We start from the raw sequence: 15,127 nt of genomic DNA, 5'->3' as shown, positions 1-15,127 counted from the left end.
ATTCGTTAATCAACCTCAATGGCCCTCACCCGCAAGCTCGTCTGGGTGGAGGTACGGAATGCACAGTCGCATACTCGCGATGGCCGCCGCGCTGTCGTTGACCGCATGCGGAACGGCGGCGAAAACGGAGGCGGCTCCAGCCGGCGGCAAGGCGATGGTCGCGCCCCCTGCGGTGATCAAGGACGGGGAGATCGTCTACTGTTCCGACATCTCCGCCCCGCCGCTGGAGTTCTACGACAAGGCCAAGAAGCCTATCGGTGCCGACGTGGAGATCGGCGAGGCGCTCGCGGCCAGGCTCGGTGTGGCAGCGGTATGGCGCAACACCAAGTTCGCCTCCATCGTCCCTACCTTGGTGGCCAAGCAGTGCGATGCGATTTTGTCCCAGCTCTACATCAAGCCAGAACGGGAAAGGGTCGTCGACTTCGTCCCCTACATGTACTCCGGGCAGTCGATCCTCGTGGCCAAGGACAATCCCCGGCGCGTCACCGGGCTGGACGAGAGCCTGTGCGGACTGACCGCGTCGACGCTCATTTCCACCACGGCCGCCACGCGTCTCGAGGATCAGTCCAAGAAGTGCGAGGCGGCCGGCAAACCCGCCATCAAGCTGACCCGGTTCGATCAGGACATCGCCGCGCTGCAGGAGCTGGCGCTCGGCCGGTCGCAGGCATACGCGACCACGAGCGAGACCGCCGCCTACTACATGGGGCAGAAGCCCGGCCTCTTCGCCTTCGCGGGAGAGTCCTTCGACAAGATCAAGGCCGGCATCGCCGTACGCAAGGGCAACTCCACACTGCAGAGCGCGCTGGGCAAGGCGCTGCAAGAGATCCGGGCGGACGGGACGTACGACAAGGTCCTGGCCAAGTGGAACCTCCAAGTGGACAGGCTGGAGCCTTGAGTTTCGACCCGGCGTTCTTCTGGGACGCGCTCCTTCGCCCGTCGGGGCCGTTTCTCGAGGGGCTGTGGCGCACGGTCTACATCTCGGTCCTCGCCCAGTTCCTGGCAGTGATCATCGGGCTCGGCGTGGCGCTGATGCGCCGATCCAAGCGCCGCTGGGTCACCGCGGTGGCCGGGTTCTACATCTGGATCCTGCGCGGCACCCCGCTGCTGGTGCAACTGGTTCTCGTCTACAACGGCCTGGCCGCGGCCGAGATCTATTCCTTCTCCGACCTCACCCTGCTCGGCGTGACCGTCACCGGCGTGTTCCAGGCCGCCCTTGTCACGCTGGCGATCAACGAGAGCGCCTACATGGCGGAGATCATCCGTGCGGGGATCGACTCAGTCGGGAAGGGGCAGTCGGAGGCGGCGCTCGCCATCGGCATGACACCGCGCTCCGCGATGAGATGGATCATCCTGCCGCAGGCGCTGCGCTTCATCGTCCCGCCGCTCGGCAACAACTTCAACGCCATGATGAAGACCACCTCGATCTTGAGTGTGATCGGCGTGGACGAGCTGTTCCTCAACACCCAGGCGATCAGTTCCACGACATTCCGCACATTCGAAGTGTTCATCGTCGCGGCTCTGTACTACCTGATGCTCACCACCTTGTGGTCCTTCGTCCAGGCTTGGCTCGAGGCCCGGCTGAATGCATCGGCCGGGATATCGCGACCTCCGACGATAGGGCAGCGGCTCTTCGGCGGCGGGCGTGCCGTGGTCCGGGCGGAGGCGCCATGAGCGTGATCGTCCGAGCCGAGCACGTCACTCGCGCGCTCGGTGGCCACGTCGTGCTCGACGACGTCTCTCTCGAGGTGAGTCGCGGCGAAGTGGTCGTCCTCATCGGCCCGTCGGGCGCCGGCAAGACCACGTTCCTCCGTACGGTGAACCATCTGGAGACGATCGACAGCGGCAGCATCACGGTCACCGGTCGCCTCGTCGGCTACCGCCACGGCAAGGACGGCAGGCTCGTGGAGGAATCCGCGGCCGAGGTCGCGAGGCAACGTCGCGACATCGGCTTCGTGTTCCAGCACTTCAACCTGTTCGCGCACATGACGGCCGCGGAGAATGTCTGGCACGGTCCCGTGCGGGTCAGGCGCGTGCAGAAGGCGCAGGCGGTCGAGGACGCGCACCGCCTGCTGGACCGCGTCGGCCTGGCACACAAGGCCGACGCCTACCCGGCCAACCTGTCCGGCGGGCAGCAGCAGCGGGTCGCGATCGCCCGCGCGCTGGCGATGCGGCCGACGCTGATGCTCTTCGACGAACCGACGAGCGCGCTGGATCCCGAGATGATCGGCGAGGTGCTCGAGGTGATGAAGGAGCTGGCCCGCGAGCACATGACGATGCTGGTCGTGACCCACGAGATGGGCTTCGCCCGCGAGGTGGCCGACCGGGTCGTCGTCATGGACGCCGGGAAGATCGTCGAGGTCGGCCCACCCGCCCAGGTCTTCACCGATCCCGTCCACGAACGTACGCGATCGTTCCTATCCAAGATCATCTGAAAGTGCCATGACCTATCACTGCGCCATCGCCAGCCCGCACGTTCTCGCCACCGCCGCAGCCAAGAAGGCGATCGCACGCGGCGGCAACGCCGTCGACGCCGCGCTCGCGGCCGCCGTGACGCTCACCGTCGTCTATCCGCACAACACCGGACTCGGCGGCGATCTGATCGCTCTGATCAGATCCCCGGACGGCAGGATCTCCTGCGTCAACGCCAGCGGTCCCGCCCCGGCCGGCATCGACGTGGCGACGCTGATCTCGCGTTACGGCGGCCAGATGCCCGTGTCCGGGCCTGACACGATCACCGTCCCCGGCGCGGTCGCAGGCTATGCCGCGCTGCACACCTCCGGTGCCGCGCTGACATGGCCCGACCATTTCACCGCCGCCATACGCCATGCGGAAAGCACTCCTGTCGTTCCGGGCCTGGCAGCGGCCATGGCCGAGGCCGGAGATCTGATCGCCGCCGACCCTGGGATGCGGACCGTCTTCGGGTCACTGCGCGTCGGCGAAACCCTGCGCCAGGAGGCGTTGGCCGCGACGCTCACGGAGATCGCGGCTCAGGGCCCCGAGGTGTTGTACGGCGGGCCGTTGGGCAAGCGACTGGTCGCCGGCCTGCAGGCGCTGGCGGTCCCCATCGCCCTGGACGACCTGGCCGCCTACGAGGTCGAGCAGCCCGATCCGCTCCACCGCGCCTTCCGGGGTTTCGACGTTTACACCAGCCCGCCCAACACACAAGGCTTCCTGCTGCTGCAGGCGCTGGCCGCGCTGGAGAGGACGGACCCGCACGGAGAGGATGCCGGGCAACTGGCCGCGATCTTTCACGGAGGCATCGCCGACAGGACCCGCCATCTGGCCGATCCCCGGTTCGCGCAGATCGACGTGGACGCCCTGCTGCTGGGCCCCTCCCGCGAAGCGGCCGGGCCGGCCATCACCGGCAGGGCGAGTGGCGACACGGTCGCGGTCGTGACCGCGGACAGCGAAGGGTACGCGGTCTCGCTGATCCAGAGCCTCTTCCACAGCTTCGGCGCAGGGCTGCTCGAACCCTCGACCGGCATGGTGATGCACAATCGCGGGGCGTTCTTCTCCCTCGACGCCGCCTCGCCCAACGTCATCGCGCCGGGCAAGCGTCCGGCACACACGCTGATGCCGGTCATGGTCACCCAGGAAGAACGGCTGGCCTGGTCGATGGGCACGATGGGAGGCAAGGCCCAACCGCAGATCCTCACCCAAGTGCTGCTACGGCTGCTCGACGGGGAACAACCCGCCGACGCGGTGGCCGCGCCCCGCTGGGTCGTCGGCGGTATGGAAGCGGGCCAGCCGGAGGACACGATCAGCCTGGAGACGGATCTCTCCCCGCGTACCATCGCAGCTCTGACCGCGACCGGCGCGCCGATCGCCCCGCTGCCGCCGGCATCAGAATGGGTCGGCCACGCACAAGTCGTCGGGGGTGCCACCTCAGCAGGGAGCGATCCTCGCTGCGATGGCGCCTCCGCCGTGGTTTCGCTGGCACCGGAAAATCCCCAGACCGACATCTCCTGAGGCGACGCGGGACAGGGTCAGTGCCCCGATGTGGCGGGTGCAACATCACACGCGCAGTGTTCGTGGCAGTCCAGGCCGCAGGCGACGATCATATGCGCGGCTACCCGGGCTTCAACCTGGCGCGCTTCTTGCCCCGATGCCGGGGTGAGGATCCGGTTCTTCTGACTGTGCACGAGATCGCGTACCTGACCACGGAAGGCGGCGAACTGCTGATCGGCCATCAGCGCGGCCCGGCGCCGGCCACCGAGCGCCGGCGACACCGAAGACGTCCGGCCGGCGCGTGAGCGCGGCTAGGCCGTCACGGTGGGCATGATCCAGCCCGGCGCGGTCGGCATTGCCGCGCCCATCCAGGTGTCGGACTGGGCGACGGCGAGCCTCGGAGTGGTCCAGCTCGGTGTCAAGGCAGACGATGCGCTCGTTCCCACCGTGATGGACGCCGCGGCCGAGGCCAGCGCGCGGCTTTCAGGCGCACCCCGAGCCGAAGCGGCCGAGTGCTACTAGGGGTTGCGGCACACGTCAGTCCGGGCGGCCGGCGATCGCCTCGCGCCGGAATTCGCGGGGTGAGAGCCCGTATTCCGATCGGAACAGCTTGCTGAAGTGGCTGGGGTCCTTGATGCCCCAGCGACCCGCGATGGTCTGGGCGGGCAGGTGGGCCAGTGCGGCGTCGGCGAGGTCCTGGCGGATGCGGTCCAGCCGGCGGCGGCGTACGTGGTCGCTGACGGTGTGGCCTTGTTGCTGGAACAGTTTGTGCAGGTAGCGCACCGAGACGTGGTGGGCGGCGGCGATCGCGGCGGGCGGCAGGTCGTCCCCCAGATGGCGGTCGATGTGGTCCAGGACCCGCTCCAGCAGGGCGACGCCGTCGCCGGGCGGGGCCGGCCGGGACGACTCGTGCAGCACCGTTCTGAGCACGGCCGTGACGTGGTGTCCCAGCTCGTGGCCGGCCAGTGGGCCCAGCCGCGCCGCCTGGTCGGCCAGCTCCATCAGCATGGCCCCCAGGATGCGCGCGCTGGGCGGCCCGAGGATGTCGCGGTTGGCGGTGAAGCCGCGGGAGATACTGAACGCGGCCGTGGAGAGCCTGATCAGGAAGTAGCGGTAGGGGCCGTCGAATTCCAGCCGGAACGGCCGCGAGCCGGAGTAGAGCAGGAACTCGCCGGTGGACAGCGGGGCGAGGCGGCCGTCCTGTTCCAGCCGGCCGTTGCCGTCCCGGAGGAGTCCGAGCAGGTGCTCGCCCGCCGGAGCGGCCGTTGACCGCAGGGAGCTCACCCGGACCCGATCCTCGCCGGTGATCTCGCACGCGCCCAGCGCGCCGAGGCGGTACGGCCTCGTCTCCGCCTGGTAGGGACGATCCTCGTCCCGGACGAGAACCGCGTCAGAGGCACCCGCCCCCTGACGTGCGGCCGTGTCGAGATAGCCGTAGACGAGGGTGCCGTCCGGCCTGTGCTCGATGGGCATGGCCCTCCTTCACCGGCCGTTGCGCATGCTCCAGTGTCGGGCCGGGCGCTGTAAGACCACAAGTGTGCGCTGCCACACCAATTCGTCCGCTGCCTGATGGCGATCATCTGAACATTCCTCAGGTGAAAGGCGGACCCCGGCGTGGACGTTCTGCTCGCCATCGTGGGCCAGTTCGGGCTGTACGGCCTGCTCACCCTCGGCGTCGCGATCATCTTCGCGGCGCTGCGGGTGGTGAACCTCGCCCAGGGCGACCTGGCGATGACCGGCGCGTACGTCGTCGCGACCGTTACCGGCGCCGCGTTCGGCTGGCGGGTGCTGCTGGCTCTCGTGCTGTGCGTCCTGCCGCTCATGGTGATCGAGCGAGCGCTGCTGCGGCGTCCGCTGGCCGACGGCCTGGCCACGATGCTGGTCACCTGGGGTGTGGGCATGGCGTTGCGGCAGGGCGCCGAGCTGCTGTTCACCTCCACGTCCCGGTCGGTGGCCGATCCCGTGGGCGGCACGGTCGAGCTGCTGGGCACGCCCTATCCGGCCTACCGCCTGGTGGCCGGCCTGGTCGCGGTGGCGGTCATCGGAGCCGTCCTGCTGGTGACCTACCGGACGGGCTGGGGGCTCACGCTGCGCGCGGTCGCGGACAATCCCACGATGGCGGCGCTGCTGGGCACCGATCCGCGCCGGATGCGGATCGCGGCCTTCGTCGCCGGCGGGCTGCTGGCGGTGCTGGCCGGGGCACTGTACAGCCCGTTGCTCGCGGTGAATCCGACGATGGGCTTCGGGCTGCTCGTGCCCATGTTCTTCGCGCTGCTGTTCAGCCGCCCCGGTGCACTCGGGACTGCGGTGGCCGCGGCGTTCCTGGTGGCCGCACTGGCCGTGCTGCTGCGTACCTGGCTCACCGACACTCTCGCCGACGTGCTCTTCTACATCGTCGTCATCGGGACCGCGGCGCTCCGGTCGCGTTCCCACGTACGGAGGTTGCTCTCATGGTCCCGTCGCATCCTTACTCCCGCGCGGCCGTAGCCACGACGGCCGCCGCGGCCCTGCTGTCGCTGGCGGCGTGCAGCGGCTCGGCCGTGTCCAGCGCCGCCGGCGACGCCGGCGCGGCATTGAAGATCGGGGTGGTCCTCCCGCTCACCGGCCCAGTGAGCGAGACGGGCAAGGCGCTCCAGCGCGGCTTCGAGCTGGGCGTGCGGAAGATCAACGACAGCGGAGGGGTCAACGGCAAGAAGGTCGAGTACGTGGTCACCGACGATGCGGGCGACCCGGCGACCTCCACGCAGCTGGCCCGCAAGCTCATCCAGCAGGACCGCGTGTCGATGTTGTTCGGCACCATCACCGGCGACACCGCGGAAGCGGTGAGCAAGGTCGCGAACAACTCCGAGGTGCCGTTCGGCACCGCCATCCTGGGCGACACCGAGCGTTGTTTCCGCTACGCGTGGGGCTTCGGCGAGTCCACCCGCCAGATCCTCCTCCCGAGCGTTCCCGAGCTGATTCGCAAGCACGGCAAGCGGGTCGCCATCGCCGGGTCGGACTACAACTATCCGCATTTCTACGCCGGCATCGTCAAAGAGGTCGCCAAGTCGGCCGGCGGGACGATCGTCGCGGAGGAGTACAGCCCGCTCGGCCAGACGGACTGGCAGTCGGTCATCACCAGGCTGAAGGACGCCAAGCCGGACGTGCTGCTGTCGATGGTGGTCGGCGCGGACGCGGTGGCCTTCAGCAAGCAGGGCCAGCAGTTCGGGCTGTTCCGCAGCGAGCTGGGCTACGACGGCGCGCCGTTGGACGCGGATTACTATCCGGCGCTCAGCGATCTGGTGAACGGGCGCACCCACGTCGTGCGCTGGACCGATCGGCTCGACAACGCCGAGAGCAAGAAATTCGTGACCGACTACCGGGCCGCGTACAAGTGGACGCAGCCCATTCCCGAGGTGGCGGGCAACGCCTACTTCGGCGTCCAGTTCTTCCTCGCCGCCGCGGGCAAGGTCGGCCGCAACGACCCCAAGGCGATCAACAGTGAGATCGGGCGGATGCGGTTCGACTCGCCGCTGGGCAAGGGCACGTACTTCGAGCCGGCCAACCACCTCCTTCAGGCGGACATGCTGGAGACCACCATCGGGCCGGGCGGCGCCTACGCGGTGACGCGTAACCTCGGCCAGATCACCGACACCGTGGCCAAGCAGGGTTGCCCGTGAGCGCTCCTCGCCTGGCAGGCGCCGTCACCGCGCTGCTGATCGTGGCCCTGGCGGCCGCGCCTTTCGGGCTCAGCGCCTTCGCCGTTGCCACCTTGACCCTCGGGCTGTGTTTCGGACTGTTCACCTACGGGCTGGATCTGGCCTGGGGACGGGCCGGGCTCCTCAGCGTCGGCCACGCGGCCTTCTTCGGCTGCGGCGCCTACGCGGTGGCGCTGAGCGAGCAGCACGGCATCCCCCTGATGCTCGCGCTGGCCGTGGCTCTGGCGGCGGCAACGATGATCGCGCTGGTCGTGGTCCGCATCGGCCTGGCATCCGGGGTACCCGACGCGCCGCTGATCTTGCTGACGCTCGGGGTCAGTCTGCTCCTTCAGAAGGCGGCCACCACGCTCACGTCGCTCACCAACGGGACCAACGGCCTGCCGGTGTCCACCTCGGACATCGTGTCCACCTACTACCGGACACTGGTCGCGGTCGTCGTGGTGGTGGGGCTGTGCACGTTGCTGATCGTCCGCAGCCGGTTCGGGGCGCGCCTGACGGCGGCGGCCCGGAATCCGGAACGTGCCGCGCAGTCGGGCATCGACACCGTCCGCGTCCGCTCGGCCGCCTTCGCCGCGAGCGCGGTCGTGTCGACGATCGCCGGTGCCTTGTACGCCCCCGTGGCCGGACTGGTGTCGCCGCCCGTGTTCGGCCTGGGGTTGTCGACCAGCGTCCTGGTCTGGCTCGCCCTGGGCGGCCGGGAGTCGACGCTGGGCCCGCTGCTCGGCGCGGTGGCGCTCACGACCGGCCAGCAGATCCTGGGCACCGCCTGGCTGGGCTGGTACGTCTTGGGGCTCGCCGCCCTGTTCGTCCTGGTCGTCCAGGTCGCGCCGGCCGGGCTGGCCGGGCTCGCCCGCTCCTGGCTGTCGGGCGGCAGGCCCGGCGTGGCACTGCCCCCGGCCCCCTCCCGGGACAGGAGGACATCGCCCGCGGCTGCCTCCCTGGACCAGCGGGCCGATACGCCGCCCGCGGCCGGTCGCGACGCCGCGCTGTGCCTGGAGGGGATCGCCAAGTCCTTCGGCCCCGTCCGAGTTCTCGACGGTGTGGACCTCGTCGTACCGCCGGGCCGGTGTGTCTGCCTGATCGGGCCCAACGGCGCGGGCAAGAGCACGCTGCTGGCCATCGTCGCCGGCCAGCTCGCGGCCGACGCCGGCACACTGCGCATCTTCGGCCGGGACGCGGCGGCCGTACCGGTGCACCGCCGGGTACGCATGGGCTTGGGTCGGATGTTCCAGATCCCCAGCGTCATCACCGCGCTGTCCCCCGCCGACAACATCCGGTTGGCGCGCATGGAGGCGCCGGTCCTGGCCGAGTTGCCGGAGGAGTACGAGGATCTGGTGACGAACGACGCGATCGAGGCGGGCACCCTCCCCTTGGCCGACCGCCGCCGCCTGGAACTGGCCATGGTGCTGGCAGGCGCCCCCAGGCTGGTCCTGCTGGACGAGCCGACAGCGGGCATGGGGCGGCAGGACGCCCGACGGCTGACGCAGGAGCTGAAACAGGTCACCGTACGGACCGGCTGCGCCATGCTTGTCGTCGAACACGACATGGAGATCGTCAGAGAGCTCGCTGACGACGTCGTCGTACTGCACGGCGGCCGGATCATCGCCCACGGCCCCATGGACGACATCGTGGCCGACACGGCTGTGCGTGAGGCGTACCTGGGAGCGGGCCGATGCTGACGCTGAGCGGAATGTCCGGCGGATACGGCCAGGCGAACGTCGTCCGCGAAGTGACCATGGAGGTCGCGGCGGGCGAGGTGGTCGCGCTGCTGGGACGCAACGGCACGGGCAAGACGACCCTGCTGCGCACAGTCTTCGGCCTGGCCGACCGGCAGGGCGGCGAGGTCGTCTTCGACGGCCGTCCCGTGCCGCCGGGCCGTCCCGATCTGCTCGCCAGGTGGGGCGCCGCCCTCATGCCTGAGGACCGCGGCGTCTTCCCTTCGCTGACCGTCGCCGAGAACCTCCGGCTGGCCACACGGAGAGGGTTCGTCCCGGCCATCGACCCGCGGGAGCTCTTCCCGCTGCTGACCGAGCGGGCCGGCCAGCCGGCCGGCACCCTGTCCGGCGGGCAGAAACAGCAGCTCGGGGTGGCGCGGTCGATCCTGGCCGGGCAGCGCATGATAGTGATCGACGAGCTGACCCAGGGCCTGCAGCCCTCACTCGTGAGCGAGGTGCTGGCCGCGCTCGCCACCGTCGCCGCGCACGGCGTCGCCGTGATCGTCGTCGACCAGCATGCCGGGCTGTTGCTCGATCACTGCCACCGTGCCGTCGTCATGGAGGCGGGCCGGGTCGTGCTCGACGCGCCGGTCGGCCAGGAAACCCGTCAGCGGCTCGACGAGCTGCTCATGGTCCGCTGATTTGCCTGTTTGGAGCTGATATGGATCCCTTCGCCGCCGCCGTCGACCTCGCCACAGCCGTACGCAAACGAGAGCTGAGCCCCGTCGAGATCGTCGACACCTATTTGCACAGGATCGACCGCTACGATCCCGGCCTCACCTGCTTCGTCTGGCGGAACGACGACGAGGTGCGCGCCGCCGCCCGGCGGGCCGAGCAGGCCATCGCCGATGGCGCGGATCTGCCGCCCTTTCACGGAGTGCCGATTCCCATCAAGGAGCTGACCGAGGTGGCGGGGCAACCGGCCACCTACGGATCACTGGGGGTGAATGATCATCCACGGACTTCGAGCGAGCCCGTGGTCGAGCGGTTCCTTGACGCCGGATTCCTGCTCATGGGGCGTACGAACAGTCCGGAGATGGGCCTGCTGTCCACCACGGAGAACCGCCGCTTCGGCAGCACCCGCAACCCCTGGGACCCGTCCCGCAGCCCCGGCGGGTCGAGTGGCGGCGCGGCGGCCGCGGTGGCGGCCGGGCTGAGCCCGGTGGCGCACGCCAACGACGGCGGCGGCTCCATCCGCATGCCGTCGTCCAGTTGCGGCCTGGTTGGGCTCAAACCCAGCAGAGGGCGGGTGCCGCAGCAAGTGGCGGCATGGGAGCACGCCACCGTCGAGGGAGCCGTCACCCGCTACACGCGCGACGCCGCCGCGCTGCTCGACGTCATGTCCGTGCCGGACCGGCTGGCCTGGTACCAGGCGCCGGCGCCGGAACGCCCCTTCGCCGAGGAGGTGGGGCGCGACAGCGGGCGGCTGCGCGTCGGCCTGCTCACTCAGGCGCCCACCGGCCTGCCGGTGGACCCCGTGTGCGTCGAGGCGGCCGAGCGGGCGGCGCGGCTCCTGGAATCCCTTGGGCACGACGTCTTCCCCGTCGCTCCCCGCTTCTTCAGCGAGGAGGCCATCGCGGGGTACGCGCAGACCGTGCTGGACGCCAACCTGTGGGCCATGCCCTACGACCGGCCCGAGCTGGCCGAGGCGCATCTGCGCCGCCGGATGGAGCGCGCGGCGGCCAGGCACTCCGGCGAGTACGTGGAGGCCGCGTTCCGCCTGCAGCTGGAATCCCGTGCCGTCGTCGCGCAGTGGGGCCGCGACTTCGACGTCCTGCTCACGCCCACCATGGCCTGCCCCCCGCCACCCGTCGACGCCGTCCTCCAGGAGGCCAACGACAACCCCGATGGACTGCGGGTCACCGAAACCCAGATGATCTCCTTCACCGCGGTCTGCAACATCACCGGCCTGCCCGCGATCACCATCCCCCTGCACAGCTCCCCCACCGGCCTCCCCATCGGCGCGCAGCTCGTGGCCGGCCCCTGGGACGAGGCCGTGCTCATCCGCCTCGCCTCCGCCCTGGAAACACTGGACCCATGGCCGCAGCGCCGCCCCGCACGCTTCACCGCCTGACAACGGACTGCCTCAAGCAGCCGGCTGACGACCCGCGAGCGGTAGGTTGCCGATGGGCGCTGCTGTTCACCTGCCCCGCCCGGCCCTCCCGGGTCAGGGTCTGGTCGTTGGAGACCCGGACCAGCTCGTCAGGGCGAACACCGTGATGACTCCGAACCCCGATGGCCGTCACGACAAGTCCGGAGAGAGGGTTCACGCTCGTCGGCCGGCGCGACTCAGCAGAGCTGTCGCCGCGACGGCGAGCACTGCCAGAAGGGAGAGTGCGGCGGCCGGGCCGAGAACCGTCCACGGCGCGAGCTCCGCGTATGACTGGTTCTCCGACAGCAACCGCCCCCATTCGGGTACGGGCGGCTGCTCGCCGAGCCCGAGGAAACCGAGGGAGGCAAGGACGAGGACGACGGTCGGCAGCCGCAGCAGGGCGTTGCGCAGCAGTGGCGGGACCAGGGCAGGCATCAGATGACGCCGGATCAGGTGGCGGCGGCTCGCTCCCAAGGCCACGGAGACGGCTATGTGCGTTGCGGCGCGTTCCTGCTCCAACAGCGCGGCGGTCTGGGCGGCGTACGGGCTCCACCCGACGAGGCAGACGGCCAGCGCCGCGCCAAGCGCCGACGGTCCGGTGACGGCAGTGACCAGCAGGCCCGCCAGGATCACCGGCAAGGTGGACACAATGTCGGTCAGACCGGCCGTGACCTGGCGCGCCAGTCCGGCGAGCACACCGAGGACAAGGCTGACGGCGGTGACGGCGAAGGCCAGCGCCGCGGTGCGGAGTGCGCCGTGCCCCAGCCGGGCGAGCAGATCGCGCCCGAGCGCGTCAGTGCCGAGCGGATGCTCGTACGAGGGCGCCAGCAGTCGCCCGGCGGTGTCCACCTGGATGGGGTCACGCAACAGCCCGAGCCCGACGACGGTGGCGAGCAGCAGGGCGCACCCGACGGCCACGGCCGGCAGCGCGCGTCCAGTATGCAGGCCGGGCAGGGGTAGCGACGGCAGCACCCCGTCGCGTAGAGCAGGGCCGAGCATGGCGCGTCGCGCCAAGCGTACGAGCAGTCCCGCGCCGGTGCCGAGCAGGATCAGGGCGAGGCTTCCGCTCTGCAGGACGGGCAGGTCCTGCGCGATGGCGGCATCGAGGGTGAGCATGCCGAGGCCGGGAATGGCGTAGATCTTCTCGACGGCGACCGCGCCCCCGGCCAGGCTGACCACGGTGGGCAGCAGTTGCGGGAGTACGCCGGGCACCGTGCGACGCAGCGCGGCACGCATGATCCAGCCAGGCGGCATTCCGCTGGCGGTCGCCGCACGGGGCCAGGGCTCACGGAACGCGGCGGGCAGCGCCTGGTCGAGCAGTCCGCCGATCATCGCGCCGGAGGGCACACCGAGGGCGAGCGCGGGGAGCACCATCGACGACGGCCCCTCCCAGCCATACGGCGGAAACCAGCCCAGGTGCACGCCGAGGACGGTGGAGAGTACGGCTGCGAGCAGGAACTTGGGCAGTGCCGCCACCACCGCCGCGCCGATTCCGGCCCTGTCGCGGGTGAGCCGGCGATGGGCGCCCAACCACAGCGTCCGGGCGCAGACCATCGCGGCGACGGTGAGGGTGACCATGAGTGCGGCCGAGGTGAGGGTGAGTGAGACGCCGAGCGCGGTGCCGAGGGCGGGCGCCACCGGCTCGCCGGAGACCCAGGAGGTCCCCGCGTCGCCACGTACCAGAGCTGCCAGCCAGTGGCGGAGAGCGGCCACCGGACCAGCGTCCAGACCGAGTTGTTCACGTACGGCGGCCAGTGCCTCCGGGGACGGGTCCTGCTCGCCGGAACGGGCACGCAGGACGGTGAGCGCCGCATCCGTACCGGAGATCCAGGGCAGCAGGGCGATGACGGTCAGCAGCCCGGCCCCGGCGAACAGAGCGCCGAAGAGGCCGGCCCAACGGGCGCCGAAGCCGTGGGACCGGCCGAGGGCCGGCGAGCGGAGCCGCGACTCCGCTGTGGTGACACTCATGTGGGGCCCTCGTGACCGCTTCGGCTACTTCAGCCGGGTGTCGAGGCCGACCAAGGAGCGCTCGCGCGGATCAAGGATGGCGCCTTCGACGTCGGTGGAGATACCCTGCAGGACCTTTTCGTGGATGAGCGGCACGACGGCGTCGGTGGACAGGACGGCGGCTTCGGCGGCCATCACCTTGTCCTGGCGCGTGCCGGCGCCGGACTCGGCGGCGGCCGAAATGGCCCGGTCGACGGCCGGTTCGGCGAGCCGGGTGATGTTGTAGGAGCCCTTGCTGGTGTAGTCGCTGGCCAGGTAGGCGACCGGGTCTCCGGTGTCGAGGAGCGTCACCCTGGAGAAGACCAGCGCGTCGTACTTTCCTGCGAGCAGATCGGCCTCCATCTGCGAATATTCACGGACGTCCTGCTTCACGGTGAATCCGGCCTTCTCCAGTTGCTGCTGGAGCACGCTGGCCACCTCGGGCAGTTCGGTGCGATTGGTGTAGGTGGCCAGGGTGATGGCTGTGCCGCCGGTCTGCTGCTTGACCTGCTCGGCGGTGGCGGCCTTCACGATGTGCTGGACGGTGACGTGCCTGTCCCGGGTCCAGGGGATGGCGGGGCCGAACAGTCCCTGGGCGGCGTCGGCATAGCCGCCGAAGACGCTGTCCACGAGTGCGGTGGGCTCGACGGCCTGTCGGGCGGCGGCGCGCAGCGCGGCGTCCCGGAAGACACCGCTGCCGGTGTTGAGCAGCAGGCTGTCGGTTCGGGTGGACGGGACCTCGTGGAGGGTTCCGGGTGCGAGGAGCTCGGCCTGGGAGGTGGGGATCCACTCGGCGATGTCGACGGATCCGCCGCGCAGGGCGTTGGCGCGAGCGGTGCCGTCGGCGATCCACGAGACGTCGATGCCGGCGGCCTTGGCCTTGCCGCCCCAGTAGCCGTCGAAGCGGTCAAGGGCGGCTTGGGTCTTGCCGCTGAGCTTGGAGATCTTGAAGGGGCCGGTGCCGGCAGCGATCGGGCTGACGGCACCGTTGGATCCATATGCCTTCGGGGAGAGGATGCCCAGGGCGGGAGAGGCCAGGCGCAGCGGCAGGACAGGGTCGACGGTGCCGGTCGTGAGGACCACGGTGTCGGCGTCCTGCGCCTTGGCGGTCAACTCGATGTCACTCAGCACGCGCGGTGCCGGCTCGGCGTCGGAGGCGTGTGCGAGGGCGTTCGCGACGGCTTCGGCGGTGACCTTTGTCCCGTCCTGAAAGTGGGCGTCGCGTAGTTCGAAGGCCCAGGTGGTGTCGTCGGCCTGTTTCCAGGAAGCGGCGAGTGCGGGCTTCGCGGTGCCGTCGGCGTCGAGCCTGGTCAGGCCTTCGACGACGGAGAGCTTGCTCAGCACCGTGGCGTCGTTGCTGTATGGAGAGAGGGCCTGGGCCGGTGGCACGGCCAGGGCGACTCTGATGCGCTGTTCGGACCGGGCGCCGCCCCTGCCGGCGGAGCCATCCGAGAAGCAGCCGGCGAGTAGCGGGGCTAGGAGCAGCGCCGCGGCGAGGCGGAGGGGGATTGTGCGCATAAGAGTAGTCCTGTGGTGCCTGGTCCGAGTTGATCGAGCTAAGGTTAGCCTAACTTAACTGTTTCGCTTTCAATCAACCTCTGCCATTCAGCGGGAGCCGAGACGAAGGACGTCGAGGGCCGTCAGGGCCACGTGCAGCTCGGTGCGCCGCTGCCCGGACTCCAAGTCGC

At 70.1% G+C, this 15,127-nt stretch carries 14 protein-coding genes; 11 read left to right on the top strand and 3 right to left on the bottom strand.

Features of this window, described 5'->3' with window-relative positions:
* The first annotated feature begins 58 nt into the window (after positions 1-58).
* The 6 genes from ACTWQA_RS27650 to ACTWQA_RS27625 are packed head-to-tail and all read left to right on the top strand — an operon-like array spanning position 59 to position 4,470.
* Positions 59-895, top strand: coding sequence for an ABC transporter substrate-binding protein (locus ACTWQA_RS27650; protein ID WP_443161978.1), 837 nt, complete (start codon positions 59-61; stop codon positions 893-895).
* Positions 892-1,671: an amino acid ABC transporter permease gene (locus ACTWQA_RS27645; protein WP_443161977.1), complete on the top strand. Its 780-nt coding sequence runs from the start codon at positions 892-894 to the stop codon at positions 1,669-1,671. Before ACTWQA_RS27650 ends, ACTWQA_RS27645 begins: the two co-directional genes overlap by 4 nt.
* Positions 1,668-2,432 carry an amino acid ABC transporter ATP-binding protein gene (locus ACTWQA_RS27640; RefSeq protein WP_443161976.1) on the top strand — a complete coding sequence of 255 codons (765 nt, stop codon included), beginning with the start codon at positions 1,668-1,670 and terminating at the stop codon, positions 2,430-2,432. Before ACTWQA_RS27645 ends, ACTWQA_RS27640 begins: the two co-directional genes overlap by 4 nt.
* Positions 2,433-2,439: 7 nt before the next feature.
* Positions 2,440-3,969, top strand: coding sequence for a gamma-glutamyltransferase family protein (locus ACTWQA_RS27635; RefSeq protein ID WP_443161975.1), 1,530 nt, complete (start codon positions 2,440-2,442; stop codon positions 3,967-3,969).
* 56 nt (positions 3,970-4,025) lie between these two features.
* Positions 4,026-4,253: a hypothetical protein gene (locus tag ACTWQA_RS27630; RefSeq protein WP_443161974.1), complete on the top strand. Its 228-nt coding sequence runs from the start codon at positions 4,026-4,028 to the stop codon at positions 4,251-4,253.
* Positions 4,254-4,272: 19 nt separating this feature from the next.
* Positions 4,273-4,470 carry a hypothetical protein gene (locus ACTWQA_RS27625; RefSeq protein ID WP_443161973.1) on the top strand — a complete coding sequence of 66 codons (198 nt, stop codon included), beginning with the start codon at positions 4,273-4,275 and terminating at the stop codon, positions 4,468-4,470.
* A gap of 15 nt (positions 4,471-4,485) precedes the next feature.
* On the opposite strand, the gene ACTWQA_RS27620 is transcribed toward ACTWQA_RS27625, so the two are convergent.
* Complete coding sequence (locus ACTWQA_RS27620; RefSeq protein WP_443161972.1) at positions 4,486-5,421, bottom strand: helix-turn-helix domain-containing protein; 936 nt, start codon at positions 5,419-5,421, stop codon at positions 4,486-4,488.
* Positions 5,422-5,562: 141 nt separating this feature from the next.
* Between ACTWQA_RS27620 and ACTWQA_RS27615 the strand changes: the two genes are divergently transcribed.
* Genes ACTWQA_RS27615 through ACTWQA_RS27595 form a run of 5 tightly spaced genes read left to right on the top strand, consistent with a single transcriptional unit; the run spans position 5,563 to position 11,435 of the window.
* The gene (locus ACTWQA_RS27615) at positions 5,563-6,435 is read left to right on the top strand and encodes a branched-chain amino acid ABC transporter permease (protein ID WP_443161971.1); all 873 of its coding nucleotides are present in this window, start codon (positions 5,563-5,565) and stop codon (positions 6,433-6,435) included.
* On the top strand, positions 6,399-7,607 hold the full coding sequence (locus ACTWQA_RS27610) for an ABC transporter substrate-binding protein (protein ID WP_443161970.1): 1,209 nt from the start codon (positions 6,399-6,401) through the stop codon (positions 7,605-7,607). The genes ACTWQA_RS27615 and ACTWQA_RS27610 overlap by 37 nt, the downstream gene beginning before the upstream one ends.
* Positions 7,604-9,325 (top strand): branched-chain amino acid ABC transporter ATP-binding protein/permease, encoded by a 1,722-nt coding sequence (locus ACTWQA_RS27605; RefSeq protein WP_443161969.1) that lies wholly within the window; start codon positions 7,604-7,606, stop codon positions 9,323-9,325. The genes ACTWQA_RS27610 and ACTWQA_RS27605 overlap by 4 nt, the downstream gene beginning before the upstream one ends.
* Positions 9,319-10,002: an ATP-binding cassette domain-containing protein gene (locus ACTWQA_RS27600; RefSeq protein ID WP_443161968.1), complete on the top strand. Its 684-nt coding sequence runs from the start codon at positions 9,319-9,321 to the stop codon at positions 10,000-10,002. The genes ACTWQA_RS27605 and ACTWQA_RS27600 overlap by 7 nt, the downstream gene beginning before the upstream one ends.
* Before the next feature lie 20 nt (positions 10,003-10,022).
* Entirely contained in the window at positions 10,023-11,435 is a 1,413-nt protein-coding gene (locus ACTWQA_RS27595) for an amidase (RefSeq protein WP_443161967.1), read from the top strand.
* Between the two features lie 192 nt (positions 11,436-11,627).
* Here the strand turns inward: ACTWQA_RS27595 and ACTWQA_RS27590 are convergent, their stop codons facing one another.
* Together ACTWQA_RS27590 and ACTWQA_RS27585 are read right to left on the bottom strand one after the other, a co-directional pair.
* Positions 11,628-13,421, bottom strand: coding sequence for an ABC transporter permease subunit (locus ACTWQA_RS27590; protein WP_443161966.1), 1,794 nt, complete (start codon positions 13,419-13,421; stop codon positions 11,628-11,630).
* Positions 13,422-13,445: 24 nt separating this feature from the next.
* The gene (locus ACTWQA_RS27585; RefSeq protein WP_443161965.1) at positions 13,446-14,957 is read right to left on the bottom strand and encodes an ABC transporter substrate-binding protein; all 1,512 of its coding nucleotides are present in this window, start codon (positions 14,955-14,957) and stop codon (positions 13,446-13,448) included.
* Positions 14,958-15,127: the final 170 nt, after the last annotated feature.

The organism is Nonomuraea sp. 10N515B (genome assembly GCF_052245915.1).
Classification (GTDB): domain Bacteria; phylum Actinomycetota; class Actinomycetes; order Streptosporangiales; family Streptosporangiaceae; genus Nonomuraea.
This window is presented reverse-complemented; position numbering and strand designations above follow the sequence as displayed.

Bases quoted from the DNA above. Each gene is read 5' to 3' on its own strand.
- ACTWQA_RS27650 (WP_443161978.1), top strand. From the start codon at position 59: ATGCACAGTCGCATACTCGCGATGGCCGCCGCGCTGTCGTTGACCGCA.
- ACTWQA_RS27640 (WP_443161976.1), top strand. From the start codon at position 1,668: ATGAGCGTGATCGTCCGAGCCGAGCACGTCACTCGCGCGCTCGGTGGC.
- ACTWQA_RS27635 (WP_443161975.1), top strand. From the start codon at position 2,440: ATGACCTATCACTGCGCCATCGCCAGCCCGCACGTTCTCGCCACCGCC.
- ACTWQA_RS27620 (WP_443161972.1), bottom strand. From the start codon at position 5,421: ATGCCCATCGAGCACAGGCCGGACGGCACCCTCGTCTACGGCTATCTC.
- ACTWQA_RS27610 (WP_443161970.1), top strand. From the start codon at position 6,399: ATGGTCCCGTCGCATCCTTACTCCCGCGCGGCCGTAGCCACGACGGCC.
- ACTWQA_RS27600 (WP_443161968.1), top strand. From the start codon at position 9,319: ATGCTGACGCTGAGCGGAATGTCCGGCGGATACGGCCAGGCGAACGTC.
- ACTWQA_RS27595 (WP_443161967.1), top strand. From the start codon at position 10,023: ATGGATCCCTTCGCCGCCGCCGTCGACCTCGCCACAGCCGTACGCAAA.
- ACTWQA_RS27590 (WP_443161966.1), bottom strand. From the start codon at position 13,421: ATGAGTGTCACCACAGCGGAGTCGCGGCTCCGCTCGCCGGCCCTCGGC.
- ACTWQA_RS27585 (WP_443161965.1), bottom strand. From the start codon at position 14,957: ATGCGCACAATCCCCCTCCGCCTCGCCGCGGCGCTGCTCCTAGCCCCG.